At 74.4% G+C, this 25,834-nt stretch carries 23 protein-coding genes; 13 read left to right on the top strand and 10 right to left on the bottom strand.

What is annotated here, in order from left to right; translation table 11 throughout:
- Positions 1 to 34: 34 nt before the first annotated feature.
- The 3 genes from GA0070611_RS01040 to GA0070611_RS01030 all read left to right on the top strand — a co-directional run bounded on the left by GA0070611_RS01040 (position 35) and on the right by GA0070611_RS01030 (position 3,471).
- A complete protein-coding gene (locus tag GA0070611_RS01040) occupies positions 35 to 865 on the top strand; it encodes an MEDS domain-containing protein (RefSeq protein WP_231921287.1) in 831 nt (276 codons plus the stop codon).
- A complete protein-coding gene (locus tag GA0070611_RS01035; protein WP_091655892.1) occupies positions 862 to 1,824 on the top strand; it encodes a sensor histidine kinase in 963 nt (320 codons plus the stop codon). Before GA0070611_RS01040 ends, GA0070611_RS01035 begins: the two co-directional genes overlap by 4 nt.
- Positions 1,825 to 1,974: 150 nt before the next feature.
- Positions 1,975 to 3,471 carry a hypothetical protein gene (locus GA0070611_RS01030; protein WP_091655891.1) on the top strand — a complete coding sequence of 499 codons (1,497 nt, stop codon included), beginning with the start codon at positions 1,975 to 1,977 and terminating at the stop codon, positions 3,469 to 3,471.
- Between the two features lie 39 nt (positions 3,472 to 3,510).
- Here the strand turns inward: GA0070611_RS01030 and GA0070611_RS30930 are convergent, their stop codons facing one another.
- Both GA0070611_RS30930 and GA0070611_RS01025 read right to left on the bottom strand, forming a co-directional pair.
- Complete coding sequence (locus GA0070611_RS30930; RefSeq protein ID WP_157740152.1) at positions 3,511 to 3,678, bottom strand: hypothetical protein; 168 nt, start codon at positions 3,676 to 3,678, stop codon at positions 3,511 to 3,513.
- A gap of 60 nt (positions 3,679 to 3,738) precedes the next feature.
- Entirely contained in the window at positions 3,739 to 5,013 is a 1,275-nt protein-coding gene (locus GA0070611_RS01025; RefSeq protein ID WP_091655890.1) for an MFS transporter, read from the bottom strand.
- A 197-nt stretch (positions 5,014 to 5,210) separates the two neighbouring features.
- Here GA0070611_RS01025 and GA0070611_RS01020 point away from each other — a divergent pair, with 197 nt between their 5' ends.
- Together GA0070611_RS01020 and pip are read left to right on the top strand one after the other, a co-directional pair.
- Positions 5,211 to 5,585: a hypothetical protein gene (locus GA0070611_RS01020; protein ID WP_091655889.1), complete on the top strand. Its 375-nt coding sequence runs from the start codon at positions 5,211 to 5,213 to the stop codon at positions 5,583 to 5,585.
- A gap of 46 nt (positions 5,586 to 5,631) precedes the next feature.
- A complete protein-coding gene (gene pip, locus GA0070611_RS01015; protein ID WP_091655888.1) occupies positions 5,632 to 6,600 on the top strand; it encodes a prolyl aminopeptidase in 969 nt (322 codons plus the stop codon).
- A 196-nt stretch (positions 6,601 to 6,796) separates the two neighbouring features.
- Here the strand turns inward: pip and GA0070611_RS01010 are convergent, their stop codons facing one another.
- Entirely contained in the window at positions 6,797 to 7,576 is a 780-nt protein-coding gene (locus tag GA0070611_RS01010; RefSeq protein ID WP_091655887.1) for a hypothetical protein, read from the bottom strand.
- Positions 7,577 to 7,717: 141 nt separating this feature from the next.
- Here GA0070611_RS01010 and GA0070611_RS01005 point away from each other — a divergent pair, with 141 nt between their 5' ends.
- The 5 genes from GA0070611_RS01005 to GA0070611_RS00985 all read left to right on the top strand — a co-directional run bounded on the left by GA0070611_RS01005 (position 7,718) and on the right by GA0070611_RS00985 (position 13,752).
- Positions 7,718 to 8,551: a metallophosphoesterase family protein gene (locus GA0070611_RS01005; RefSeq protein ID WP_091655886.1), complete on the top strand. Its 834-nt coding sequence runs from the start codon at positions 7,718 to 7,720 to the stop codon at positions 8,549 to 8,551.
- Positions 8,548 to 9,204, top strand: coding sequence for a 4'-phosphopantetheinyl transferase family protein (locus tag GA0070611_RS01000; RefSeq protein ID WP_091655885.1), 657 nt, complete (start codon positions 8,548 to 8,550; stop codon positions 9,202 to 9,204). Before GA0070611_RS01005 ends, GA0070611_RS01000 begins: the two co-directional genes overlap by 4 nt.
- A 99-nt stretch (positions 9,205 to 9,303) precedes the next feature.
- Positions 9,304 to 11,565: a catalase gene (locus GA0070611_RS00995; RefSeq protein WP_091655884.1), complete on the top strand. Its 2,262-nt coding sequence runs from the start codon at positions 9,304 to 9,306 to the stop codon at positions 11,563 to 11,565.
- Between the two features lie 121 nt (positions 11,566 to 11,686).
- A complete protein-coding gene (locus GA0070611_RS00990; protein WP_091655883.1) occupies positions 11,687 to 12,628 on the top strand; it encodes a hypothetical protein in 942 nt (313 codons plus the stop codon).
- Between the two features lie 131 nt (positions 12,629 to 12,759).
- Entirely contained in the window at positions 12,760 to 13,752 is a 993-nt protein-coding gene (locus tag GA0070611_RS00985; protein ID WP_091655882.1) for a GGDEF domain-containing protein, read from the top strand.
- A gap of 7 nt (positions 13,753 to 13,759) precedes the next feature.
- Here GA0070611_RS00985 and GA0070611_RS31255 read toward each other — a convergent pair whose 3' ends face one another.
- From GA0070611_RS31255 to GA0070611_RS00970, 3 genes are all read right to left on the bottom strand, one after another.
- Positions 13,760 to 18,415, bottom strand: a complete 4,656-nt coding sequence (locus tag GA0070611_RS31255; RefSeq protein WP_167604388.1) for a serine protease — start codon at positions 18,413 to 18,415, stop codon at positions 13,760 to 13,762.
- Positions 18,416 to 18,438: 23 nt separating this feature from the next.
- Positions 18,439 to 18,759, bottom strand: a complete 321-nt coding sequence (locus GA0070611_RS00975; RefSeq protein ID WP_091655880.1) for a trypco2 family protein — start codon at positions 18,757 to 18,759, stop codon at positions 18,439 to 18,441.
- 168 nt (positions 18,760 to 18,927) lie between these two features.
- Positions 18,928 to 19,683 carry a peptidylprolyl isomerase gene (locus GA0070611_RS00970; RefSeq protein WP_091655879.1) on the bottom strand — a complete coding sequence of 252 codons (756 nt, stop codon included), beginning with the start codon at positions 19,681 to 19,683 and terminating at the stop codon, positions 18,928 to 18,930.
- A 120-nt stretch (positions 19,684 to 19,803) separates the two neighbouring features.
- Between GA0070611_RS00970 and GA0070611_RS00965 the strand changes: the two genes are divergently transcribed.
- Positions 19,804 to 20,133 (top strand): pentapeptide repeat-containing protein, encoded by a 330-nt coding sequence (locus GA0070611_RS00965; protein ID WP_231921286.1) that lies wholly within the window; start codon positions 19,804 to 19,806, stop codon positions 20,131 to 20,133.
- Positions 20,134 to 20,503: 370 nt separating this feature from the next.
- Here the strand turns inward: GA0070611_RS00965 and GA0070611_RS00960 are convergent, their stop codons facing one another.
- The 3 genes from GA0070611_RS00960 to GA0070611_RS00950 all read right to left on the bottom strand — a co-directional run bounded on the left by GA0070611_RS00960 (position 20,504) and on the right by GA0070611_RS00950 (position 22,940).
- On the bottom strand, positions 20,504 to 21,103 hold the full coding sequence (locus tag GA0070611_RS00960) for a M23 family metallopeptidase (RefSeq protein WP_091655878.1): 600 nt from the start codon (positions 21,101 to 21,103) through the stop codon (positions 20,504 to 20,506).
- 182 nt (positions 21,104 to 21,285) lie between these two features.
- The gene (locus tag GA0070611_RS00955) at positions 21,286 to 22,377 is read right to left on the bottom strand and encodes a hypothetical protein (protein WP_091655877.1); all 1,092 of its coding nucleotides are present in this window, start codon (positions 22,375 to 22,377) and stop codon (positions 21,286 to 21,288) included.
- The gene (locus GA0070611_RS00950) at positions 22,374 to 22,940 is read right to left on the bottom strand and encodes an RNA polymerase sigma factor (RefSeq protein WP_091655876.1); all 567 of its coding nucleotides are present in this window, start codon (positions 22,938 to 22,940) and stop codon (positions 22,374 to 22,376) included. Before GA0070611_RS00950 ends, GA0070611_RS00955 begins: the two co-directional genes overlap by 4 nt.
- 71 nt (positions 22,941 to 23,011) lie before the next feature.
- Here GA0070611_RS00950 and GA0070611_RS00945 point away from each other — a divergent pair, with 71 nt between their 5' ends.
- Entirely contained in the window at positions 23,012 to 24,235 is a 1,224-nt protein-coding gene (locus tag GA0070611_RS00945) for a MalY/PatB family protein (RefSeq protein ID WP_091672276.1), read from the top strand.
- Between the two features lie 20 nt (positions 24,236 to 24,255).
- Here GA0070611_RS00945 and GA0070611_RS00940 read toward each other — a convergent pair whose 3' ends face one another.
- Positions 24,256 to 25,422, bottom strand: a complete 1,167-nt coding sequence (locus tag GA0070611_RS00940) for an FG-GAP repeat domain-containing protein (RefSeq protein ID WP_091655875.1) — start codon at positions 25,420 to 25,422, stop codon at positions 24,256 to 24,258.
- Between the two features lie 116 nt (positions 25,423 to 25,538).
- Between GA0070611_RS00940 and GA0070611_RS00935 the strand changes: the two genes are divergently transcribed.
- A complete protein-coding gene (locus GA0070611_RS00935) occupies positions 25,539 to 25,736 on the top strand; it encodes a hypothetical protein (RefSeq protein ID WP_091655874.1) in 198 nt (65 codons plus the stop codon).
- The last annotated feature ends 98 nt before the right edge of the window (positions 25,737 to 25,834 follow it).

Below are 25,834 nucleotides of genomic sequence, written 5' to 3'. Positions count from 1 at the left end.
GGAGCGCCTACACTGACGGTGTGAGGCGAACCTGGTGACCAGCAGCGACGGCATGCCGTCGACGACATACGGTCACGTCTGCCTGACCTACCGCGACGCGGCCACCTTCGACGCGTTCGCCGTGTCCCACCTCGCCGCCGGCCTGGCCGCGGGCGAGCGGGTCGCCCTGATCGCCCCCGGCACCCCCGACGAGCTGGCCCGCCGGCTGGACCGGCTGACCGGTCGCGACGACGCGCTGCGCCGGGGCGCGCTGCGACTGGTCTCGGTCGACGACATGTACCGGGCGGGCACGGTCGTCGGTCCGGAGGCGCAGGTGCGGGCGTACGCCGCCGCCACCGAGGAGGCCCTCGCCGCCGGCTGGACCGGCCTGCGGGTGGTGGCCGAGGCGACCAGCCTGGTCCGCACGCCCGCGCAGCGGGACGCGTTCGCCCGCTACGAGCACCTGATCGACCGGTACATGCGCCACCGGCCGATGTCGGCGGTCTGCGCCTACCAGCGGGGGGAGCTCAGCGACGCGGAGATCGCCGAGCTGGCCTGCCTGCACCCGGAGACCGACGCCGACGTGCTGTTCCGGCTGCACGCCACCGGCGACGAGGCGGTCGTCGCGCTCGGCGGTGAGCTGGACCCGTCCAACCACCGGCTCTTCGCCGCCGCGCTGGACCGCGCCGACCCGCGACCGGTCGACGGCCGGCTCGTCCTCGACGCGACCGGGTTGCGCTTCATCGACCACCGCAGCCTGCTGCACCTGCGCGACCACGCCCGCCGGTACGGCGCCACCGCCGTGCTGCGCGCCTCCGGGTCCGCCCCCGCCCGGCTGGTGGAGCTGCTGGACCTGACCGACGTCCAGGTCGAGGTGGTCCGGTGAGGACCGGGGCCGCCGCCGGCCACGTCGGCTACTACCACGAGGCGATCTGTTACGACTCCGACGAGCACCTGCTCGCCGTGGTGCTGCCGTTCCTGCGCGGCGGGCTGGCGGCGGGCGAGCCGACGGTGGTGGGCCTCGGCGCCCGCAACGCCGACCTGGTCCGCCGGGCGCTGCCCGCCGGCTCCGGGGTGACGTTCCTGCCCGGCGGGGACGTCTACGCGCGTCCGACGGCCGCGATCCGGTCCTACCGGAAGCTGCTGGCCGGGTACGTCGCCGAGGGCGCGGCGCAGATCCGGATCGTGGGCGAGCTGCCGGTCGCCGCCTTCGGCGCCACCTGGGACTGGTGGGCCCGGTACGAGTCGGCCATCAACCACGCGTACGACGACTTCCCGTTGTGGAGCATGTGCGCGTACGACACCCGCGCCGCCCCGGCCCACGTGCTGGCGGACGTGGCGCGGACCCATCCCCGGGTGGCCGGGCCGGACGGCAGCCACCGGCCCACCGGGGACTACACCGAGCCGACCGCCTACCTGAGCGAGAACCGGCCGATGCTGCTCGATCCGGTGCAGCGCGCCGCGCCGCTGGTGGAGCTGACCGACCCGAGCCCGGCGGTGGCCCGCGCCGCCGTGCAGGCCGCCGACCGGGGCCAGTTGCCCACCGAGGACGTCGAGGACCTGATGGTCGCGGTCAGCGAGGTGGTGACCAACGCGCTGCGGCACGGCCGGCGCCCCGCCCGGCTGCGGCTGTGGAGCGGCCCGGACCGGATCGTGGCGACCGTGCACGACGAGGGCGTCGGCCCGAAGGACCCGTTCGCCGGCCTGCTACCGGCGGGGGACGGCTCCGCCGGCGGTCTGGGGCTGTGGATCAGCCACCAGTCCTGCAACCATGTGGCCACGCACCGGGACACGGACGGTTTCACCGTCCGGCTGACGGCTGGAAACCCGCACTTCCCGGCCTGATCGGGGCCGGTCGGCGGCCGGTCCGGTCCGCACGAGGACCGGGGTGGGGCTGGGAGTCGAGCGCCGACGGCGGTACCGTAGCGCCTCATCATGCCCTTCGGGGCCGGTCATCCGCCGGCCTGGCGCTGGCGAACCGACGGAGGATGGCGAATGTCCAACGGCGACGATCCGTTCGCACCCCACGACGACGGGTCCGGGCGACCGAGGTTCGAGACGGCGTTGCGTGGCTACGACAAACGCCAGGTCGACCGGTACGTCGAGCAGCTGGACGGCGAGCTGTCCGGGGTGACGGCGGACCGGGACCGGGCGTACGCGCAGGCCCGCGAGCTGGCCGCGCAGTTGCAGCGGGTCCAGGCCGAGTCGGCCGAGCTGCGGCAGCGGCCGCCGGCGCAGGTGGACCGGGCGTCCTTCCGGGACCTCGGCCCGATGGTCGACCAGATCCTCGACCTGGCCGAGAAGCAGGCCGGCCAGATCAGCGAGGCGGCCGGCAAGCGGGCCGCCGATCTCCAGGCCCAGGCCGAGCGGGTGCTCGCCTCGGCCCAGGAGGAGGCCGCCCGGGAGCGGCGCGAGTTGGACGAGGAGCTCTCCACCCGGCGTACCGAGGCGGAGCGGATGGACGAGGAGCGGCGCACCGCGGCGCAGGCCGAGCTGACCGCGATCCGCGAGCTGGCGGAGAAGCTGCGCGCGGAGGGGCAGGCCGCCCACGACCGGGCGCAGCAGGAGGCGAAGCGGACCGCCGAGCAGAGCGCGCAGCAGGTCGAGCAGGCCCGGTCGGCGTCCGAGGCGCTGGTGAAGGCCGCCCGCACCCAGATCCAGCAGGAGGTGCAGGCGAACCGGAGCAAGGCCCAGCAGGAGCTGGCCCAGTGGCAGGCCACCATGGCCCGCGAGCTGGACGAGCGGCGGGCCGCCGCCGAGCAGGAGCTGGCCGACCGGGCCAGCGCCGCCGAACGGGACATCGCCGCCCTGGTCGCCGAGGCCCAGGAGTACGCCACCGAGGTACGCGAGCGGGCCGACGAGGAGACCGCGGCGCACCAGGAGCAGCTCGCCACGGTGCAGCAGGAGATCCAGCAGCGCCAGGAGACGCTGACGAAGCTCCAGGCCGAGCTGGCGACCGTGGCCCGGGAGCTGGACCGGACCCGGCAGGAGATCGGGGCGGTCGAGGAGCAGGGCGCGGCGCTGGAGGAGCGCCTGGTCGAGGTGCGCCGCGACCTGGCCACCGAGACGAAGCGGCTGGACGAGGCGCGCCGGGCGGCGGACCTCGCCGAGCAGCACGCCAAGGAGACCCGGGCCCGGGTGCAGCGCGAGGCGAAGCGGGTCGCGGACCTGGCCGCCGCGGCGGTCATGGCGGCCGCGGCCGGCGGCGGGGAGACCGCCGAGTACCCGACGCTGTCGGCCCGGACGCTGGACGAGCCGGCGCTGCCCGCCGCCGCGGACCGGCCCGTCGTGCCCGCCTCCGCCGAGCGTCCGGCCGTGCCGGCCGCCGCGGACCGGCCGGTCCTGGAGGCCGTCCCGGAGCGGGCGTCGCTGCAGGGGTCCAGCTTCAACGCCTTCGCGGTCCGCACCCCGGCGCCGCGTACCGGCCCGGAGTCGGAGTCCACCGGCGAGCCGGCCGACGGCCCGGTCGCCGGGGTCACCAGCCACGCCTGACAAACCCGCACCGGCGCCCCGGCGATCCCGGGGCGCCGGTCAGGAACCGGCCGGCACGCCGGCCTCGAGCTGCCCGGTCAACGGCGCGAGCAGCGCGTCCAGCTCCCGGGTGAGCACCGTGACGGCCCGCCGCGCGTCGACGGGCACCGTGGCGCCCGGCCGTTCCGGGGCGGGCGGCAGGTCGTCCAGCGGCAGTGGCGCGTCCACCTGGAGCGTGGCCCGCAGGTAGGGCGACCGGGTCAGCGGTGCCCCTGCGGGTGGGTGGCGTCAGGCCGCGCCGCCGACCAGTTCCGGCTCGGTACGGCTGCCCGGGCCGGTCCGCTGCGCCCACCGGGTCACCGCCGGCACGGCCAGGCCCACCGCGAGGAAGACCCCGCCGAGCAGCAACCAACCGGGTACGCCCCAGCTGACGCAGCAGAGCGCCAGCACCGACGGTGCCAGGACGTTCGCCAGCCCGCTGCCGAGCCCGAACAGGCCCGAGTACTGGCCCTGGGCGTGCGCCGGGGCGAGGCTGAAGCGCAGTTCCAGCGAGCCGGCCGTGTGCCACAACTCGCCGACGGTGTGCACGCAGATGCCGACCAGGATGAGGCCCACCGCGAGCCGGGCGGGGAGCCCGGCGGCGCCGGCCATGGCCGCCATCCCGGCGAGGAAGGCCACCCCGGAACGGCGCACGGCCCGGCCGGCCGAGGCGGGGTCGTCGACGCCCCGGCTGGCGCGCACCTGGAGCAGCACCACCAGCGCGGTGTTGACCAGGGCGGCCAGGCCGACCAGCCAGCGGGGTGCGTCGGTGCGCCCGACGATCCACAGCGGCAGGGCGAAGAGCAGCACCTGGTGGTGGATCGACATGATGCCGTCGAGCACGGTGACCGTCACGTACCCCCGGTCACGCAGCGCCGCCCAGCGGGGCTCCCGGCCGGGGGCCGGCACGGGCCGCACCGCCGGCAGCCGCGCGATGATCGCGGCGCACGCCAGGAAGCTGGCGGCGTTGCCCAGCACCAGGGCCACGTACGCGGCCCGGGTGTCCGCCTGGAGGGCGAAGCCGGCGGCGACCGCGGCGGCGCTGCCGGCGAGGTTGGCGACCGAGCGCAGGTAGGCGCGGTACCGGCTGAGCCCCGCGCCGCCGACGGCCCGGACCAGCGGTCCCCGGGCGGCGGCCCCCGCCGACCGGGCGAGCTCGCCCACGCAGAGCACCGCCACCAGCGGCCAGAACGAGTCGACGAGCGTCAGCGCCGCCATCGCGACCCCCTGCACGCCCAGCATCAGCAGGTAGATCCCGCGCGGGCCGTACCGGTCGGCGAGGTGCCCGACCGGCACTCCGGCGAGCAGGCCGACCACGGCTGCGGCGCCCAGGGCCAGGCCGACCTGCGCGGCCGGGAGCCCGACGGAGCGGGTGAAGAAGAGCGCCGCGGCGACCATGAAGACGCCGCTGCCGACCATGTTGACGAAGGTGGCCAGCGCGAGCACGCGCTGGGGTCGGTCGGCCGGGATCAGCCCTCTGGCGACCAGCCAGGAGCCCGGGTGTTGCGTGACGACGGACGGCATTCATCCTCCCCCGTGGACGACGACCGCCGATCCTGCCATTCCCGGCACCGGGTACGGATCGGCCCGATGACCGATACCGCCGCGAATCGCCCACGGATACAATTGCCGGGACGCGATGGGAGCTTGCCGCAAACCTCGAAGCATGCAAATATTCGGATCACTCTGAGTGCGGTTCCGATTTCGGGGGGTTGAACGACATGCGGAAGTTTTCCTCGATCGTGACGGCCGTCGTCATGGCCGTCGGCTTCACCGGCGTGGCGGTCGCCGTCGCGGCGGCCCCGGCGAGCGCCAGCTGCGACCACTACCACGTCAACGTGGACGGCCAGTACGGCCAGCTCTTCAACGCGAGCAACGTCAACATCCGCTCCGGCCCGCACACCAGCTGCCCCTCCAAGGGCTACGGGCAGCTCAGCCACTCCGTCGACTTCCACTGCTACACCAGTGGCGACCGGGTCACCGCGAACGGGATCACCACCTACACCTGGACGTACCTCAAGGACACCACCACCGGGGTGTACGGCTGGGTCGCCGACGCGCTGCTGGACGGCCGCGGCAGCGACACCGTCTGCTGACCGGCCCTCCCCCGCCGGGCCGGCCGAGCGGGCAGGATGGTGCGGCATGAGCGCCGCCGAGCCGTTCCTCTACCCACCCGTCGAGCCGTACGCGACGCACCGCGTCGACGTCGGCGACGGCCACCGCCTGTACGTCGAGGAGGTGGGACGGCCGGACGGCATACCTGCGGTCTTCCTGCACGGCGGCCCGGGCGGCGGCCTGGTGCCCGCCGCCCGCCGGTTCTTCGACCCGGCCCGCTACCGGGTGGTGCTGCTCGACCAGCGCGGCGCTGGCCGGAGCACCCCGTCCGGCAGCCTGCGCGGCAACACCACCTGGCACCTGGTCGACGACCTGGAGGTGGTCCGCGACCGGCTCGGCATCGACTCCTGGCTGGTCTTCGGCGGCTCCTGGGGCACCACGCTGGGCCTGGCGTACGCGCAGACCCACCCGGGCCGGGTCACCGGTCTGGTCCTGCGCGGCATCCTGCTGATGCGGCGGCTGGAGCGGGACTGGTTCTACCAGGGCGGCCTGCGGCACCTGCAACCCCAGGAGTGGGCGCGGTTCGTCGCGCCGATCCCGGTGGCCGAGCGGGACGACGTGCTGGCCGCGTACCACCGGCGGCTGCACGGGCCGGACGAGGCCGAGGCGCGGGCCTGCGCCGCGGCGTGGGGCCGCTGGGAGGCGGTGAACGGCTCGCTGCTGCCCGACGCCGGGCTGGTCGGGCACTTCACCGACGACGAGCACGCCCTGCCGATCGCCCGGATCCTCTCCCACTACGTGTGGCACGGCGGCTTCCTGGACGGCGAGACGCAGCTCCTCGACGGGGTGGACCGGATCCGGCACCTGCCGGCGGTGCTGGTGCAGGGCCGCTACGACCTCTGCTGCCCGCCGGTCTCCGCGTACGACCTGGCCACCCGCTGGCCGGAGGCCGAGCTGCGGATGGTGCCGGACGCCGGCCACTCCGCCGCCGAGCCGGGCATCGCCCGGGAGCTGCGCCGCGCCACCGACGAGTTCGCCGACCGGCTCGGCACCTGACGGGCCCGGTTCGAGCGGGGCCCGCAGCGACGGCGGCGCTGCGGGCGCGGATGTGCCTTCCGCCGCCTACGAACTTGATGACGTGGACGATTCATTGCGGGAGGGCTCGGGGACGACGTCCGCCGACCCCTCGACGGACGAATCGTCTGTACCGTCAAGTTCGTCGGCGGAGAGCCGACATCAGGCGCGCCGGCCGTCAGCGCCCTGACCGCTCAGCCGCGCCCAGCAGCGCCCGGATCGGGTCGGCGATGGCCGGGTCGACCGGGAAGCGGGCGGCCAGCCAGTCGAGGGTCGTCCGGGCCGCCGCCACGTTCCGGTCGTAGCCGGGGACCATCGCGGCCAGCGGCAGCACCGGCGGCGGGTACGCCTGCTCGACGCGCCGGCTCGGGTCGAACGGGTCCCGCCGGTGCCCCACCGCCGCCGGATCGGTGAGCCGCACCAGGGCCAGCACCCGGTCCACCGCGTACGACTGGATGAACCGGGTGGCGGTGAGCCGCTCCCCGCGCAGCTCGCGGTGCAGGCCGACGTAGAGGTTGGTGAGCGCCTCGTTGAGGTGGAACTCGACGGTGTCGTACGGGGTGGCGGGCCGGGGCGGGGGCGCGCACGAGGCCAGGTCGACGGGGACGTCGGCGCGCTGCCACACCACCCGGACGCCGGTGACCGGCAGCCGGGTCAGCTCGTCGACGGTGAAGACCGCGTACTCGACGAAGACGCCGTCGGCGTAGCGCGCCTTGCGGCCGTTGCGCTCGTTGCGGAAGCTGTACGCCACCGGGCAGGGGGCGGCCAGCCAGTCGACCGAGTCGACGTACGAGGCGACCGCGCCGTCCGCCACGACGAGGAAGAAATCCAGGTCGGAGTGGTCGTCGAGGCGGTCGTGCTCGGCACCGGCGGAGCCCAGGGCGAGCAGCGCCAGGGTGTCCGGGCGGGTGGCGAGGTGGCCGGCGAGGTCGTCGAGTCGACGTAGCATCGGGTGCATCCGTCGCCCCTTCCGTGAAGAGTCGACGTTTCATCCCGCACGGCCCTGTCCGCCGCCGGGGTCGCGACACCGATGGCCCTCATTCTGGCCCATCGCCCACGAGCTATCCAGCCACCACCGGACGGTGGCAGGATCTTCCGGGTGACGGGTGCGCTGTGGGCGGTCAGTGATCTGCACGTGTCGTACGAGGAGAACCGCCGGGTGGTGGACGGCCTGCGGCCGGAGTCGCCGGACGACTGGCTGATCGTGGCCGGTGACGTGGCGGAGGTCTTCGGCACGGTCGAACAGACCCTGCGGCAGCTGCGCGACCGGTTCGCCCGGGTGCTCTGGGCACCGGGCAACCACGAGCTGTGGACCCACCCGTCGGACCCGGTGACGCTGCGCGGCCGGGCCCGGTACGACGCGCTGGTGGCGATGTGCCGGGAGATCGGCGTGCTGACCCCCGAGGACGACTATCCGGTCTTCCCGGGCGCGGACGGGCCGGTGGCGGTGGCCCCGCTGTTCCAGCTCTACGACTACTCGTTCCGCGCGCCCGGCACCGACACCAAGGCCGAGTCGCTGCGCCGCGCGTACGAGGTGGGGGTGGTCTGCACCGACGAGGCGCTGCTGCACCCGGACCCGTACCCGGACCGGGAGTCCTGGTGCTGGGCCCGGCTGGCGGAGACCGAACGGCGGCTGGCCGCCGTCGACCCGGCGCTGCCCACCGTGCTGGTCAGCCACTGGCCGCTGGTACGCCAGCCCACCGAGATCCTCTGGTACCCGGAGTTCGCCCAGTGGTGCGGCACCGAACGCACCGCCGACTGGCACCTGCGCCACCGGGCCGTGGTGGCGGTCTACGGTCACCTGCACATCCCGCGCACCACCGAGTACGACGGGGTGCGCTTCGAGGAGGTGTCGCTGGGCTACCCGCGCGAATGGCGGCGGCGCGGTGACGAGCCCCGGCCGATGCGCCGCGTCCTGGACGGTGCCCGGTGATCGAGGCGCTGCTCCCGCCGCAGGTGGTGACCGTGCACGCGTACGACGACCGGCCCGACGAGGCGCCGTACCCCGGTGAGGAGGACCTGGTCGCCCGGGCGGTGGAGTCCCGCCGCCGGGAGTTCGTCACGGCCCGCCGTTGCGCCCGGGAGGCCCTGGGCCGGCTCGGTCACCCGGCGGCCCCGATCCGCTCCGGCCCCCGCCGGGAACCGGTGTGGCCGGCGGGCGTGGTCGGCAGCATCACCCACTGCGCCGGCTACCGGGCGGCGGCGGTGGCCCGCCGCACCGAGCTGGCCGGCCTCGGCATCGACGCGGAACCGCACGAGGCGCTGCCCGACGGCGTCGCCGGGACGGTGACGGTGGCCGGCGAGCCGGGGCTGCTGGCCCGCCTCGACCGTGACCACCCGGCCGTGCACTGGGGCCGGGTGCTGTTCAGCGCCAAGGAGTCGGTCTACAAGGCGTGGTACCCGTTGACCGGCCGCTGGCTGGGCTTCGAGGACGCCGAGCTGTCCCTCGAGCCGGGGGGCGGGTTCGGCGCCCGGGTGCTGGTCGACGGCACCCGGGGCGACGGCGGGCCGCCGCTGACCGAGCTGCGGGGTCGCTGGTTGGTCGACCGGGGTCTGATCGTCACGGCGGTGTCGGTGCCGCACTGATCGGGCGAAGTTGACCTGTTAGGTCCGGTTTGCCTGGTGAGGGCGGGGGTAGGGCGCAAGGGTCTGCGCATTCGGCACCAACCGGAGGGACCCGCCCAGATGACCCGCAACAACCCCGCCAGAGCCGTCAAGGCCGCCGTCGAGACGGCCGCCGAGAAGGTGACCGACGTGCTCACCCCCGAGGTGCCCGGCGCCCCCGGCAGCGCCCCGCCGAGCATCGAGGAACCCACCACCCCGCGCGACCCGCTGCCGCCGAAGAAGGAACAGGGCGCCCCGGAGACCCGTACCCCGACCGGCGCGGAGACCGGCGCGCCGGCGACCGCCAACGGTCAGCAGGGTGCCTACCTCACCACCGCGCAGGGGGCCCGGCTGCGCGACACCGACCACTCGCTCAAGGCGGGGCCGCGCGGCCCGATCCTGCTCCAGGACCACCACTTCCGGGAGAAGATCACCCACTTCGACCACGAGCGCATCCCCGAGCGGGTGGTGCACGCGCGCGGCGCCGGGGCACACGGCGTCTTCACCGCGTACGGCACGGCGGAGCGGGTGACCCGGGCCGGCTTCCTGAAGAAGGGGAAGGAAACCCCGGTCTTCGTCCGCTTCTCCACCGTGCTCGGCTCGCGCGGCTCGGCCGACACGGTCCGCGACACCCGCGGCTTCGCGACCAAGTTCTACACCGACGAGGGCACCTTCGACCTGGTCGGCAACAACATGCCGGTCTTCTTCATCCAGGACGCGATCAAGTTCCCGGACATCATCCACGCCGCCAAGCCGCACCCGGACCGGGAGATCCCGCAGGCACAGAGCGCGCACGACACCTTCTGGGACTTCGTCTCCCTGCACACCGAGGCGCAGCACCACACCATCTGGAACATGTCCGACCGGGGCATCCCGCGCTCGTACCGGACGATGGAGGGCTTCGGCGTCCACACCTTCCGGATGCTGAACGAGGCCGGGGAGACGGCGCTGGTCAAGTTCCACTGGAAGCCGAAGCTCGGCGTGCACTCGCTGACCTGGGAGGAGGCGCAGCTGCTCAACGGCATCGACCCGGACTTCCACCGTCGGGACCTCTACGACGCGATCGAGGCCGGCGCGTACCCGGAGTGGGAGCTGGGCATCCAGGTCTTCCCGGACACCCCGGAGGAGACCTTCGCCGGGATCGACCTGCTGGACCCGACGAAGATCGTGCCGGAGGAGCTGGCCCCGGTGCAGGCGATCGGGAAGCTGGTGCTGAACCGGACGCCGACGAACTTCTTCGCCGAGGTCGAGCAGGTCGCCTTCCACCTCGGGCACCTGCCGCCGGGCATCGACGTCACCAACGACCCGCTGTTCCAGGGCCGGCTCTTCTCCTACCTGGACACCCAGCTGACCCGGCTGGCCGGGCCGAACTTCCACCAGATCCCGATCAACCGGCCGCACGCGCCCGTCAACGACATGCTCCGCGACGGTTTCCACCAGGACGCCGTGCACGCCGGGGTCGCGCCGTACCGGCCGAACTCGCTCGACGGGGGCAACCCCTTCCCGGCCGGCGACGCCGAGCACGCGTTCGTCGACGTACCGGTCACCGTCAGTGAGGCGCCGAAGGTACGGGCGAACCCGGCCTCCTTCGACGACCACTACAGCCAGGCGCGGCTGTTCTGGCTGAGCATGTCGCCGGTGGAGAAGGAGCACATCATCCGCGCCTACACCTTCGAGCTGGCCAAGTGCTACCGGCAGGAGATCCGGGAACGTCAGCTGCGCGCCCTGGCCGACATCGACCCGGTGCTCTGCGCCGAGGTGGCGACCGGGCTGGGCCTGCCCGCCCCGCAGCCGTCCGGGCCGCTCGCCGACGTCGCGCCCAGCCCGGCCCTGTCCCAGGTGGGCCGGGAGTGGCCGGCCGACGGCCGGACGGTCGGCATCGTGGTGGACCCGGACGCCGACCTGGCGGACGTCGCCGAGGTGCGGCTGGCGGTCTTCGGGGCCGGCATGGTGCCGCTGCTGATCGCCCCGCACGGCGGCACGGTGCGTGGCACCGAGGTGCAGCGGACCTTCGCCACCGCCCGGTCCGTGGAGTTCGACGCGCTGCTGCTGGCCGGCGCGCCGGCCCCGGCCCCGGACGCGCTGCCGGCCCGCGACGCCAAGGCCGGGGCGACCGGCGACCGGACCGTCGACCCGCGGGTGCTGCTGCTGGTCGAGGAGGCCTGGCGGCACGCGAAGGCGATCGGCGGCTGGGGGCCCGGTGTCGCGGTGCTGGAGCGGACCGGGGTGGCCGGGACGCCCGGCGTGGTGACCGGGGACTCCGGCAGCGAGGTGCTCGACGCGGTGCAGCGGCTGATGGCGGCGCACCGGGTGTGGGACCGCTTCCCCGCCTCGGTGGCCTGACCCGGGCGCCCGCGTCGCCCGACCCGGTACGACCCGGGCCGCCCGCCGGCAGCGACCGGCGGGCGGCCCGGTCCGCGTCGGCCGGCGGTCGGGTCGGGGGGGCACCGCTACCATCGCCGCCATGATCGACGAGCTGGTACGGGCCGCCGCACGCGAGGAGCCCGGCGCGCTGGAGGAGTTGGAGCGGGTCGCGGCGGCCGGACCGGACCGGCTCGCCCCGCATCTGGACCAGCTGATCGAGCTGGAGGTGCTGTGGCCGCCGACGTTGTACCGGGCGGCCGGCGCGGACGTGGTGCGACGGCTCGTCGAGCGGGTGGAGAGCGGCCGGTACGCGGAGCAGCTCGATCGGCTGCTGCTGATCCTGGCGCACACCCGCGACCCGCTGGCCGAGGCGGCCCTGCGGCGCTGGGACGGCACCCCGCCGCCCGGGGCGTCCCGGCTGCACATCGGCGCGCTGGCGTACGCGCTGCAGGGCGGCTGGGCGCTGGGCCGGGACGGTGGAAGTCGGGAGCTGTGCGGCCCGGTCGCCTACCGACTGGAGTTCTCGGCGGCGGTGGCGGATCCGGCCGGCTGCCCCTGGTGCGGGTCGCCCCTATGGCCGGTCGTCGACCTGGACACCGCCGACCCGCGGGTCGCGGCGGCACTGGCGCACACCGGCTGGCGCGGGCGGCTCCGGCTCACCACCTGCCACCTGTGCTCCTGCTACACCACGCTCTTCACGGAGGTCACGCCGGACGGCGGCGCGACCTGGTCGACGCGGAACGTCCCGCCGGGCCACCTCCCCCGCTGGACCGAGGATCCGCCCGCGGTGAGCGCGGTGCCCGGACCGCCCCGCGCGACGCCGTACCAGGCGGACGCCTGGAGCCGGGGCGGATCGACCCTGGGCGGGCATCCCCAGTGGATCCAGGACGCCGAGCACCCCTCCTGCCCGACCTGTGACGAGCCGATGGACCACGTCGGGATGGTCGGTGGCGCGGACCTCGACGATCTCGGTGAGGGTGCCTACTATCTCCACCTGCACGCGTCCTGCGGCGTGGCGGCGGTCAACTACCAGCAGAGTTGAGGCAGGTCGGGCACGGTCGGTCAACCTCGGGCACCGGTGGGTGACGATCACGCCCGGGGGCTTGACTGTGACCTGTTCCACACCATTGAATCTCGGCTGGAGGGGTGCCTCGTCGGGGTGCGGTGAATGCGGTGGACATCGGGGTGAACGAGCGCCGCCGCAGGACGGTGTTCAGCGCCGTCCTGCACGTCGTCTCGCACGGCGTCGCGGTGACCTACTGCCTGCTCACGCTCTCCCAGCCGCACCGGGGCGCGATGCTGGCGGCGTACACCTGTGGTCTGCTCTGCGGCGCACTCGGCGGCTGGGCCGGGACCAGGGTGACCACCAAGGCCTCCGGTTACCGGGTCTCGTTCACCCTGCTGCTGGTCACCCTGGGTGTCGCGGCGCTCGGCGCGCACTGGGACGGCGGGGTGGCCTCCCCGGCCGCCCTGGGGTTCGTGACCACCGCCGTCTTCGTCGCCAGCTACACCCCGGGGCTGCGCCTGATGCTCGGGCTGGAGGCCCTCACCCTCGGCTCCTACCTGCTGGTCGCGGTCACCGGCCGCTCCGCGCCGCCCGGGCACGTCTTCGTGTACGTGGCCGGCATGCTGGTCCTCGTCTCGGTCTGCGCCACGCAGAGCCGGATCCTGGCCCGGCAGCGCGCCCAGCTGCGCGCGCTGGCCTCGTCGGACCCGCTCACCGGGGCGCTGAACCGGCGCGGCCTGGCCGAGTTCACCCGACACCTGGTCCGGGCCGGCTGCCGCCCGGGCCCCTCCCTGCTCTGCCTGGACCTGGACGACTTCAAGCTGGTCAACGACCGGTACGGGCACGCCGCCGGGGACGAGTTGCTGCGCCGGGTGGTGACCTCGGCCCAGCAGGCGCTGCGCCCCGGGGACGCCATCGCCCGCATCGGTGGGGACGAGTTCGTCGTCGTGCTCGGCGGCGCCGACCGGGAGGCCGCCCACGCGGTGGCCGACCGGATCGAGGCGGCGCTCCGCCCGATCGCCGGCGTCAGCATCGGCGCCGCGACCGCCCCGGCCGACGGGGACACCGTGGAGGCGCTGACCCACGCCGCGGACCGGGCGCTCTACCGGGCCAAGCAGCGCCGCAAGGGCGCGGCGCTGACCCGCGGGACGGCGTCCTGACCGGGCGTCAGTCGCCGGCGACGGCCAGCAGGGTACGCAGGGCCGCCGCCGTGTCGGCGTGCGCCTCCTGCGCGCCCGGCTCGGCCAGCCACGCCGTCGCCCGCGCGGCCACCCCCGCCCGGCCCTGCGGGGTCAGCGCGGAGGAGCGTTGCAGGAGCAGGCGCAGGACGTCCCCGGCGCGGTCCTGCCCCCCGCACTCGTCGAGCCAGTCCCGGCACACCGGCTCCAGCCAGGCGTACTCGGCCGGGGTCAGGTCGGTGCGCTGGAGCAGGCCGACCAGCACCAGCGCCGCCTGGGGCTGGTTGCCGTGCCGCTCCAGCCAACGCCGCACCGCCAGCAGGGTGACGGCGCGCAGGGGCGGGGACAGCGCCGGCTGATCCAGCAGGGTACGCAGTTCGAACCGGCTGCTCGCCTGGTCGCCACGGTCGGCGACGCGGTGCACGTGCTCGGCGACTGTGGACTGGGCTGCCGGGTCGTCCGCCCATTCCTCGGCGAACAGCGCCCTGACCACCGAGATGACCTGGCTGTTCCCTCTGCCGGTGAGCCAGGCACGGGTCGCTGCCAGGGCGGCCGGGCGCAACTGCGGTGGCAGGTCACCGGCCTGCAGGACGGCGGGGATGATCTCGCCCGCTCGGCGGGTCCCGGCATTGTCCGTCAGCCACTCCACCGCCGCGGTCAGCACTTCCTGCCTGCATTCCGCAGGGAGACCCTCCTCGTGGAGCAGCCGGTACAGGGTCGGTCGGAGGCGGACGCGGTTCTCCGGCAGGGACGTCCAGCGCAGGACGAGCCGGATCAGCCGATGCCGGAGCCGTGCCGGCAGGTCCGTGCGCCGCTCCAGGTTGAAGTAGGGGAAGCTGGCCGCCGAGGTGCTGAAGTGGCGCTCCAACCAGCCGAGCGCCGCGGTCAGGACCGGGTCGCGCAGCGACTCGGGGAGCGGATGCCGGCGCAGCAGCACCTGGAGCAGGAATTTGGCCTCCGGTACGGTCCCGTTGGCCGCCAACCAGCGCACCGCTGCGTCGTCGGTGAGCTCCGGCAGCGACTCCGGCAGGCCGCCGTGGTGCAGCAGCTTCTGGAGCAGATGGTTCGCCTCCAGTATGCCGCCGTGGCGGGCCAGCCACTGCTGCACCGTGTCGAACGTCGACTGCCGGACCTCGTCCGGCAGGTCGGTGGTCCCGAGCAACGCCTCGAGCAGGAACCGGGCGGTCGGCGACTTCCGGTGCCGGCCCAGCCACCGCCGCACCGCCGCGTACGTCACCTCCCGCACCGCCTCCGGCAGGCCGTCCCGCTGGGCGATGAGCACCTGGAGCAGGTGGTTCGCCTCCACCAGGGCGGTGGCGTGCACCGCCAACCAGTCCCGTACCGCGCGGTGGATCGGCTCCCGGACCGGCTCCGGCAGTGGGCGGACCTGCAGCAGGACCTGGAGCAGGAAGGTGGCCTCCACAGTGGTGCCGTTGGCGATCAACCACCTCTCCGCCGCCTCGTACGCCATCCGCCGGACCGATTCCGGCGCCTCCTCGACCTGGAGCAGGACCTGGATCAGGAAGGTGGCCTCCACAGTGGTGCCGTTGCCGGCCAACCACCCCTCCGCCGCCTCGTACGCCATCCGCCGGACCGGCTCCGGCACCTCGTCCTGCAGCAGGACCTGGAGCAGGTTCCGGGCCTCCGGCATGGTCGCCCGCGCGGCGAGCCACCTGTTGGTGACCTCGTACGTCCGCCGGCGCACGTCCTCGGGGAGGTCGTCGGCCCGCCACAGGCCGTGCAGCACGAAGGCCGCGTCGGCGCTGTCCCCGTGCCGCCGCAGCCACCCGTCGGCGGCCGGCACCACCACCTCGGGCAGGTCGGTGGGCCGCACGAGCAGGACGGGGAGCAGGTAGCTCGCTTCCGGCGTATCGGCGTGCCGGCCGAGCCAGTTGCGGGAGCGGTCGAGCACGGCGCGGCGCACGGGAGACGGCAGGTTCGGACAGGTCAACAGGGCCCGCAGCACGAAGCTGGCGTGCAGCACCTCGCCGTGCTCGGCCAGCCAGGCCTCCGCCCCGGCGAGGGCGGCGGCGAGGACGTCGCCGGGCAGGTCGTGGCGGCCGAGCAGTGGGGGGATGACGAAGCTGGCGACCTCCTGGCCACCGTGTCGCCGCATCCACTCGGCGGCGCACCGGGCGAGCGCCGGCACCACGTCCGGAGGCAGGTTGCCCTGCCGCAGCATGGTGACGAGCAGGAAGGACGCCTGACTCTGCGTACCGTGCTCCCGCAGCCAGCCGAGGCCGAGCCCGGCGAGGTGCCACAGCTCGGCCTGGGGCAGGCCCCTCGTGGCGAGCAGGGAGTTGAGCAGGAAGTCCGAGCTGAGGTGCGCGAAGTGCCGGTCGAGCCAGGCGGTGCCCAGCCGGATGGCCGTCCGGGTCTGCGCACGGGTGAGGTCGCGGCGGAGCAGGAAGCGCAGGAGCTGGTCGATCCCGGCCAGGTTGCGTCCGGTCAGCCAGGACAGCGCCTGGTCCACCAGCGCCGTCGACAGCTCACGGTCGGTCGGCGGGATCTCCCGCACCGCGGCCATCAGCAACGGGTACGCCTCGATCCGCGGTCCCAGGGCGGTCAGCACGGGTGCGAAGAGCCCGGCCCAATAGCGTTCGACGCCGTCGCCCAGGATGTGACTGCGCAGGATGGTCGCCGCCGCGCGGCTGCCGGCGGCGGGGTCGGCGAGCAGCAGCGCGGCGACCGAGGCCAGGTTGCTCTCGAACCAGTCGTTGATCTCCCGCCGCAGGCTGCCGGCGTCCCGCCCGTCCGATTCGAGTTCGTCGAGCAGGCGGCTCAGCGCGACGGCGGCGTGCTCCAGGGTGGTGAGCCGGCGTCCGGCCGCGTCGAGCAGCCGGCCGGCTATCAACGGTCGCAGCTCGCCGGTCGAGCGCCAGAACAGCACGCTGCCGAGCAGGAAGTCGGTGACGATGTCGTGGACCGTCTCGCAGATCCCGTTGTACTCGGCGAGCCAGCCCATGTCGACCAGCAGCCGCACGATGTGAGCGGGCGAGGACGGCCGGTCCAGGAGGCTCGCGGCGACGTCGAGCAGCCCCTCCCGGTCGCACGGCGCGGCGAGGAAGACGGCCGCCGCGGCTTCGATGTGCGGGTCGACGTCGGCGGTCCACGGGCCCGCGACCAGGTTCACCCCCGGGAACAGCCGGTCCTCGTCCAGTCGGATCTCCAGCCACCGCCCCAGGTCCTGCGCGTCCATGGACGCGTACGGCAGCGGCGGGGCCTCCCGGGCGACGCGCGCCTCGATCTCCCGGGCGACGAGCAGGGACAGGATCGGGCGGTTCACCCCGGTGTACGACAGCAGGACGGGTCGGGTCAGCCGCCGCTCCGCCTCGGGCGCCGCGGTGACGGCCAGTGACTCGCAGATCCGGCCCAGGTCGGCCGCCGTGGGAACGATCTGCACCTGGGTGAAGTCGGCCACGTCGCGGGCGTGCGTCCCGGACAGCAGCCACCCCGTACGGGCGCTGGCGAGGACCGCGGCGTGCGGGCGGGCACCCTGCCGGTTCTGCTGCACCAGGGACGTCAACTGCGGCAGGTCGAGGTCCTTCTCCAGGCTCAGGTTGAGGTAGTCGATCACCACCAGCACGGGCGAGAAGGAGTCCTGGATGAAGGTGGCCAGGAACTCGGCGGCCGGGGCGGCGTTGCCGTGCCGGACGTGCAGCACGGTCCAGCCGTCGTCGACCGCGCGCTTAGCCACCTCCATCAGGGTCCGGGTCTTGCCGATGCCGCCGTGCCCGGTCAGCAGCACCGTGCCGGGTCCGTCCGCCGACGCCAGTTCCTTCCAGAGGTTGTCGGGATGCCAGGCCTCGCCCTTCGACGGGGGCACGTAGGGGACGATCTCGTTGAGCAGGTTCGACCGGTAGCCGCGCAGCGAGCCGATGACGGTCTGGTGGTGCGCGAGGCAGAGCGGCAGCTTCGGCCCGGGTCGGACGATGTCGAGGTCGCCCGGGTGACGCAGCCCGAGCGCGGCCCACCAGGCGTCCGGATCGTCGACGCCGCGGCCCCAGCGCGGCTGGCCCGGTACCGCCTCCACGAGGGTGAGCGGGATGGCGGTGAGGGCGGTGGGACCCTCGGGTGTGCCGTGGATCGTCACGACCCCGACCAGTCGACCGTCGACGATGACCGGCGCCCCGGAGAAGCCCTCCCACGGCGAGTCGTGCCCGTCCGGGGCCGGCGGGCTCCCGTTGACGTCGATGCGCAGCAGGCCGTCGCGGAACCGGCTCAGCACGTTCGTCACGCCGGTGGCCGAGAAGACGCTGCGCCCGCCCCGGGCACCCTCGAGTTCCATGAAACGGGGCCAGCCGAAGGCGCGGACCGGGTCCAGCGTCCCGGGGCTGCTCCGGTCGATCTCGCCGAGCGGGAACGGCGGCGCGTCCAGCTCCGGTGCGTCCACCTCGACCAGCGCGAGGTCCGGTCGGTCGGAGTCACCGGGGTGGGCGGGATTTCCGAGCCCGACCACTCGCCCGGTGTACTGGTTGCCCCGGGCGTCGTCGAGCAGCACGACCTGGGCACCCGCCACCACGTGCGCACAGGTGAGCACGGTACGGCCGGACACCAGGAAGCCGGAGCCGTAGCAGTATCTGCCCTGCTCGTGTCCCTGGCCACGGTCGGCCGCCAGGGCGAGGACACGGTCCGCTGCGCGCAAGGTCACCCCTTGGCGTACGGGGCTCAGCGCTTGAGCCGGTCGGCCGCCTCACCGATGCGCACCTGGTTTCCGGCGGCGTCCACCGGTGAGCCGAGCACCAGGGTGAGGGTGCTGGTCGCCTCGTCGCGCCGGCCCACCTCGCCACCCAGCTGCGTCTCGATGAACGGGACCTTGAACCCGGCCTTGCCGCTCTTGTTGCGGGAGGCGACCACCTTCAGCTCGACCGTCACCGAGGTGATCGGGAACTTCATGTCGTCGCCGCTCGCCGCACCGGCCCGGGTCAGATCCGCCCGCAGCGCTTCGAGTGCCTGCTCCAGACCCCAGCCCTCGACCTCGTCGGCCATCCGGCGCACCTCCCCGTTCGCCCCGCACGTCGCCTGCTGGATTTTACCCGGCTGCCAGCGCCCGGTCGGGTTCCGTCGTACACCTGACTGTTGCGGCCGGACCGTCCAGATCGACCGGCCGGCGCGCGCCGGGCCGGGGCGATGGTCGCCGCCGGCCCGGCGGTCCGCTCAGCGGCCCCGGGTGGCCCGGCAGATCTCCACCGGCAGGGCCGGCGCACCGTCGATCGGCGCGGGGTCCTCTGGCGTGGCCGCGATGCCGCCGGCCGCGATCCGGTCCAGGGTGGCCAGTCCGGCCTCGTCGATGCGGCCGAAGACGGTGTAGTTGGGGCGCAGCGCCGAGTCGGACTGGACCAGGAAGAACTGGCTGCCGTTGGTGTCCGGGCCGGCGTTGGCCATGGCCAGGGTGCCCCGGGCGTAGAGCCGGCGGACCCCGGTCGGGTCGGTGGGCGCGGGCGGCAGGTCGGTGGGCAGCTCGTCGGCGTACCGGTAGCCGGGGCCACCCTCACCGGTGCCGGACGGGTCACCGCACTGGAGCACCTTCAGCGTCGGGTACGCGGTGAGCCGGTGGCACGGCGTCCGGTCGTAGAACTTGTGCCGGGCCAGGTGCAGGAAGCTCTGCACGGTGCACGGGGCCTGCTCCCGGTCGAGGGTCAGCCCGATCGGGCCCTGGTTGGTGCGCAGGGTGACCCGCACCGTGCCGTGGTCGGGCGTGTGCCGGGGGTCGGGCGGCAGCGGCACCGGGCGGGCGGCCGGCTCGTCCGGCGTCGGCGTGTACGCGCACGGCCCCTTGGTGGGCTGCGGCGTGGCGGCCGGCGCCGCGCTCGCGGCGGCGCCACCGGCGGCGACCAGCGCGGCGGCGACCACCGCCACGCCGGTGAGGCGGGTCAGCAGCGGCGGTACGTGCGATCGGGTCTCGCTCGACACGTGGGTCCTCCCTGGACTCGTGGTACCCGGAAAGACCGGAGTCTATGGATCATCGGCTCCGCTGTCGACGCCGGAGAAATCGGCGGCACGCCGTCGGGCGGCACCGCTACGGTTCCACCCGTGAACCCGACCTTCGTGGCGAGGCGCTCGTACGCCGGCCGTGACCTGCGGCACCGCACGCTCGACCACTACTCGTTCAAGCTGTGCGACTTCCGGGGCGCCGACCTGCGGGGCGCGTCGCTGCGGGGCGCCTCCTTCGCCGGCTGCGACCTGCGCGACGCGGACCTGCGCGACGCCGACCTGTCGTACGCGAGCTTCGGCTACGTCAACACCCACGATCCGGAGTACGGGCGCACCGACGTGACGGGTGCCCGGTGGGACGGGGCCGACCTGCGGGGCGTGACCGTCGAGCGGGTCGTCGGCTGGCCCGACCACCTCCCCACGGCGTGACGGGCCGGGGCGGCCGGACCGGGCGGGGCACCGGGCTGGACCACAACGGACGGATCGTGCGGAGGGCGCGCTGAGCCGGGTGCCGGCGGCGTTCGCCCCGCCCGTGGCGCCACCCCGCGCCGCCTGCCGGAACCCCTCGACGACAGCCCCTACCACCGTCCATGCGCGCTAATTCACGGAAAGAGTGGCTATGGGGCGCTCGAAAGCCACGCTTTCCGTGAATTAGCGGGGCGCGAGGGCCCGCCGCGCGCCCGCGGGAGGGGGCGCGAGGGCCCGCGGGAGGGGGCGCGAGGGAGGACGGCGGGACCGCCCGACCCGTGGGCCGGGCGGTCACCGGACGTCGGTTCCGTCAGGCATTTTCGGCGGGGGGTCAGCAGCCCTTGTAGCCGTAGTTGCGCACCGTCACCTCACGCCCGCAGAAGACGGGGCGCACGGCGTAGCGGGTGCCGCTGACGATCTTGTGCACGGCGACGTGCAGGTGACACGAGCCGGTGCCGGTGTTGGAGCTGTAGCCGACCACGTTCTGGGTGCCGACGACCGCCCCGACGCCGTACTTCAGGCTCTTCATGTGCAGCAGCTTCAGCTCGTAGGTCTGGCCGTTGATCGACCGGCGCAGGTACATGCCGCCGGTGCCGGAGGAGATGGCGTAGACCGTCATGTTGTCCCAGATCGGGTAGATCGGCTGCCCGCAGGCGCTCAGCCCGCCGGTCGGCGTCATGTCCAGGGCGTAGTTGTCGGAGAGGTGGTCGCCGTTGTAGTAGTCGACGTGGGTGGGCGGGGTGTTGTAGCCGTAGCCGGTGAGCGCCCACGACTGGGTGTAGAGCCAGGGCGAGGCCCCGGAGGGGGCGAGTTCGTTGAGGGTGTGCGCCTGGGCGGGGCTGCCGCCGAAGACCCAGAGCAGGCTCGCGACGAGCATCATCGCGACGGCCGACGCCGCGACACCGATCCGCTTCCGGCTGATGGCTGCCATGCTTCCTCCTGAGGATGCGAACTGTCGGGAAGACCGCGTTCCGAACGGGCGCGGCATTGACAGGGTGCGATCCCAGGCGCGGTCGGGCCCAGCCGCCTTGCGCAAATCGGCAGACTCCTTGACAGGCCCGCCGGGCCGGCCGCGCCGGCACCCCGGGTACGGAGTGCCGGCGCGGTCGGCGGTCAGCGGCAGCCGAGGGCCTCGGCGTAGCCCGCCGGCGGCTTCCCGGCCGCCACCTCGTCGGCGAGCTGCCAGAACGCCTTCGGGTAGTCGCCCTGGGCCTGCATGTCGTGCAGCACCCGCCACTGGCGGCTGCCGCGCAGCGCGTCGGCGGCCCGCTGCCGCGCGGCGGTGTCGCCGGCCTTGTCGGCGCGCAGCCACTCGGCGATCCAGCCGCAACCGACCCGGGAGATCACCTGCGCACCGAACTGGTACGCGTCGTTGGTGCCCAGGTCGTTCAGCGCGGCGGCGTCGAAGCGCGGCGGCAGCGGCACCCCGTCGAGCACCTTCGCCGCCCGGGCCTGCACCCGCTCCGGCGTGACGATCTCGGGCGGCAGCGCGGCCAGCCAGGTCCGCACGTCGACCCGGACGACATGACCGAGCAGCGCGTCGAAGTCCTTCCGGCTCCACCCGCGGCTGCTGCGCAGCTCCACGAAGGAGCCGTCGCGCGGGCGCAGCATGACCGCGAACTCGTCGGCGCCGTACCGGAACAGGTCGGCCGGCCAGCCGTCGACCTTGACCGCCTGCGGCGCGCTGACGTCGAGCCGGTCGGCGTGGTAGCCCCCGTACTGGTTGCCCGGGTACCAGTCCATCGCCAGCTCGCGCCCGCCGTTGCGGAACACGATCTTTCCCTGCTGCTCGGTGAAGCCCCACACGGAGATGACCTGCCAGCCGGGCTGGTCGATCAGCAGGCGCGGGTTCTGCTCGGCGGCCTTCAGCGCGACCGGCGAGTAGACGACGGCCGTACCGTCGCCCGCCACGGCCGCGGTGCCGGGCGGCGCGGCCCGGTGCTCGTCGGGTTGCTGGCGGAGCACGGTCGACACGGCGAAGACGCCGGTGAGGACCGCCGCCGCGGTCAGCACCCCGGCGAGGCGGCGAACCCGGCCGCGGCGCGCCCGGGGGGCGGACGGCGACGGCTCGGCGACGCGTTCGAGCGTCGGCTGGGACATGATCTCCTCCAGGAGACTCTGCTTCGCCCCGTCGAGGCATCCGATGACATCGGGTCGGTACGGGTCGGCGTCTCGGACCAGTCGGTCCAGGTGCTCCTCGGTCATCTGCCCTCCTTCGGGGCCGGTACGGTCAGGACACCCGGTACATGTCCGGGTGGTCCCGGGTCGTCGCCGACGAGTTCGCGCAGTCTCGCCCGGGCGCGCGACAGGCGGGACCGGACGACGGCCGGGCTGACCCCGAGCACCGTGGCCGCCTCGCGGGGAGCCAACCCCTCCCAGACGCTGAGCAGCAACACCTCCCGGTCCAGCTCGCCCAGCCGACCCAGCGCGGCGCGGACGTCGAGCCGAGCGGGCACCTCGCTGCCCGGGTCACCGGCGAACGCCGCGCCGATCCGCTGCCGGAGCCGGTCGCCCAGCCGCTGCCGGCGGGCACCGCCCCGGTGGTGGTTGGCGAGCACCCGCCGGGCCACCCCGTAGAGCCAGAGCCGCGCCTCCCCGTCGCCCGGCAGGTCCCGTCTTCGCCGCCAGGCGACCAGGAAGGTCTCGGCGACGACGTCGGCGGCGTCCTCGGGTTGTACGACGCGCCGCACGGCGTACGCCAGCAGCGGAGCGAATTCGGCGGCGTAGACACGGCGGAAACGGTCCTCATCGTCAGTTCCGGAGCTCACCTACACCCCATGTCCGGTCGGGCCCCGATCGTGTCAGCCCTGGCCCGGCCGGACGGCCTAGGGTGGGCGGCATGGCCGGAACCGAGAACCCGCTCACCGCCCTCACCCTGGGCCAGCTCCGGCAGCGCAGCAGCGTGAAGTGGCGGCTGCACCCGGCCGACGTGCTGCCGCTGTGGGTGGCGGAGATGGACGTGCCGCTCGCCGCCCCGGTCGCCGACACGCTGCGCCGGGCCGTCGACCTCGGTGACACCGGGTACGCGCACGGCACCGCGTACGCCGAGGCGCTCGGCGAGTTCGCGGCCCGGCGCTGGGGCTGGACGGATTTCCGGGTGGACCGGACCACCGTGGTGCCGGACGTGATGCTGGGCATCGTCGAGCTGCTCCGGCTGGTCACCGACCCGGGCGACGCGGTGGTGGTCTGCTCCCCGGTGTACCCGCCCTTCTACGCGTTCGTCACGCACGCCGACCGGCAGGTGGTCGAGGCGCCGCTCGGGTCGGACCTGCGGCTGGACCCGGCCGCGCTGGAGGAGGCCTTCCGCCGGGCCCGGGCGCTCGGCCCCCGGCCGGCACTGCTGCTGTGCAACCCGCACAACCCGACCGGGGTGGTGCACCGCCGCGAGGAGCTGGAGACCGTCGCCGCGCTGGCCGACCGGCACGGCGTACGGGTCGTCTCGGACGAGATCCACGCGCCGCTGGCGCTGCCCGGGGCGCGCTTCACCCCGTACCTGACGGTGGCCGGGGCCGGGAACGGGTTCGCGGTGACCTCCGCCTCGAAGGCGTGGAACCTCGCGGGCCTGAAGGCGGCGCTGGCGATCGCCGGGCCGGACGCCGCCGCCGACCTGGACCGGATGCCGGAGGAGGTCAGCCACGGGCCGAGCCACCTGGGCGTGCTGGCGCACACCGCCGCGTTCCGGGCCGGCGAGCCGTGGCTCGACGCCCTACTCGACGGCCTGGACGCCAACCGCGCCCTGCTCGGCGACCTGCTGGCCCGGCACCTGCCGGCGGTGACCTACCACCGTCCGGAGGGCACCTACCTGGCCTGGCTGGACTGCACCCGGCTGGGTGTCGCCACCGAGCCGCCGGCCGGCGGGCCCGGGGTCGCCAGCGACCTCGCCGGGCCGGCCCGGATGTTCCTCGACGACGCCCGGGTCGCGCTCAGCTCCGGGCACGTCTTCGGCAGCGGCGGCACCGGCTTCGTCCGACTGAACTTCGCCACCTCGCCCGAGATCCTCACCGAGGCCGTCACCCGCATGGGCCGCGCCGCCCAGCAGGTCGGGGGCGGGGCCCCGGCCTAGCCGGACCCCGCCCCACCCGCTCAGAGCTGGCGCAGGACGGCCACCTTGTCGTACGCGACGGCCACCACGTCCGGCTTGCCGTCGCCGGTCACGTCGCCGACCGCGAGGGCGTCCGGCTGCGACCCGACTCCGTCGACCAGGTTGGTCGCGTACGCCCCGAGCGTCCCGTCGGACTGCTGGAGGCGCACGCTCACCGCCCGCCAGCTGCCGTGCGCGACCACCAGGTCCTGGCGGCCGTCGCCGGTCAGGTCGCCGATGGCGAGCCCGGCCGGGCAGTCGTACGTCGGGTAGCTGGCCGGCGTCGCGGCGAGCCCGCCGGTGCCCTGGGCGAACACCTGCACGGCGGCATCCGGGCTGTTGCCGTTGACGCTGGTCACCAGGTCGGCCCGGCCGTCGCCGGTGACGTCGCCGACGGTCGCGGCGAGGCCGACCGGCCGGTAACCGTTGGCGTCCGCCGGCGCCCGGTAGGTGGTGGCCGCGGCGTAGCTGCCGTCGGCGCGGCGCAGCCGCACCCAGGTGCCGTGGCCGTAGAACTGGGCGAGGTCGGGCCGTCCGTCGGCGTTCAGGTCGGCGACGAACACCTGGTCGACCGGCACCCCGGCGGTGTAGGGCCCGGTGACCGTCGTGTACGTCGGGAAGGTGTGGCTGCTGGTCTGCGGGTAGATGCGCACCTCGCCCTGCACCCGGGCGACCACCAGGTCCGGTCGGCCGTCCCCGGTCACGTCGGCGATCGCGACGTCCTCGCCGCGCCCGGCGGCCAGCACCGGCGCGGCGAGCCGCCCGTTGCGCTGGTACAGCACGTCGATCCCGGCGGACGAGGAGAGCGCCACGTCGGTGCGACCGTCGGCGTCGATGTCGGCCACCGCGAGCCGTACGTTGCTGTTGTAGCCGCCGTGCGCGGTGATCTTCGGCAGGGCCGCGTACGTCCCGCCGGCCTGCTGGGCGTAGACCAGCACGGAACTGGTCTGGGTGCCGTCGGCGGCGTCGATGCCGACCACGATGTCCTGCCGGCCGTCGCCGGTGACGTCGGCGACGGCGACCGCGTTGGTGGCGGTCGATCCGGTGGCGAGGTACCGCGCGGGCGCGAAGGTCCCGCCGCTCGCCGCCCCGGCCGGTACGGGCGCCGCCGTCACGCCGGCCGCCACCGCGAACGTCGTCGCCAGCCCGGCCCTGATCCGTCTGTCCATGTGACTCCCCCGTCAAGTCCCGACCACCGATCGATGATCGTTGACCCGCCTCGTGCCCCCGACGTCGATGTCGCAAACCCGGCCGGCCGGCCTTTCTCGCGGCGTACCTTCGGGTCATGGACGTGCTGCTGCGCGGCGGGCCGGGGGACGGCCAGGTGGTGCCCGGCGGCGGCGAGAGCGTGCTGTGGCGGGCCTGCCGTTACGAGATCACCCGCGAGTACGGCCGCCGGCAGGGACGCGACCTGCGCGTGTACCGGCACTGCGCGGACTGCTGCGAGCCGCACGGCCGGGGTGCCGAGGACCGCTGCGAATAGCCCGTTACCGCCCGTCGAGAAGGCACGCGGCAGGGCCGGGAGCTGCCGGTCCGTCCGTTGAGGGCCTGTTGCTCGGCTCAATGACGTGTTCAAATGGC

The sequence above is a fragment of the Micromonospora auratinigra genome, assembly GCF_900089595.1.
Taxonomy (GTDB): domain Bacteria; phylum Actinomycetota; class Actinomycetes; order Mycobacteriales; family Micromonosporaceae; genus Micromonospora; species Micromonospora auratinigra.
Note: the sequence above shows the minus strand (reverse complement) of the source record. Positions and strands in the feature narration are given on the sequence as shown.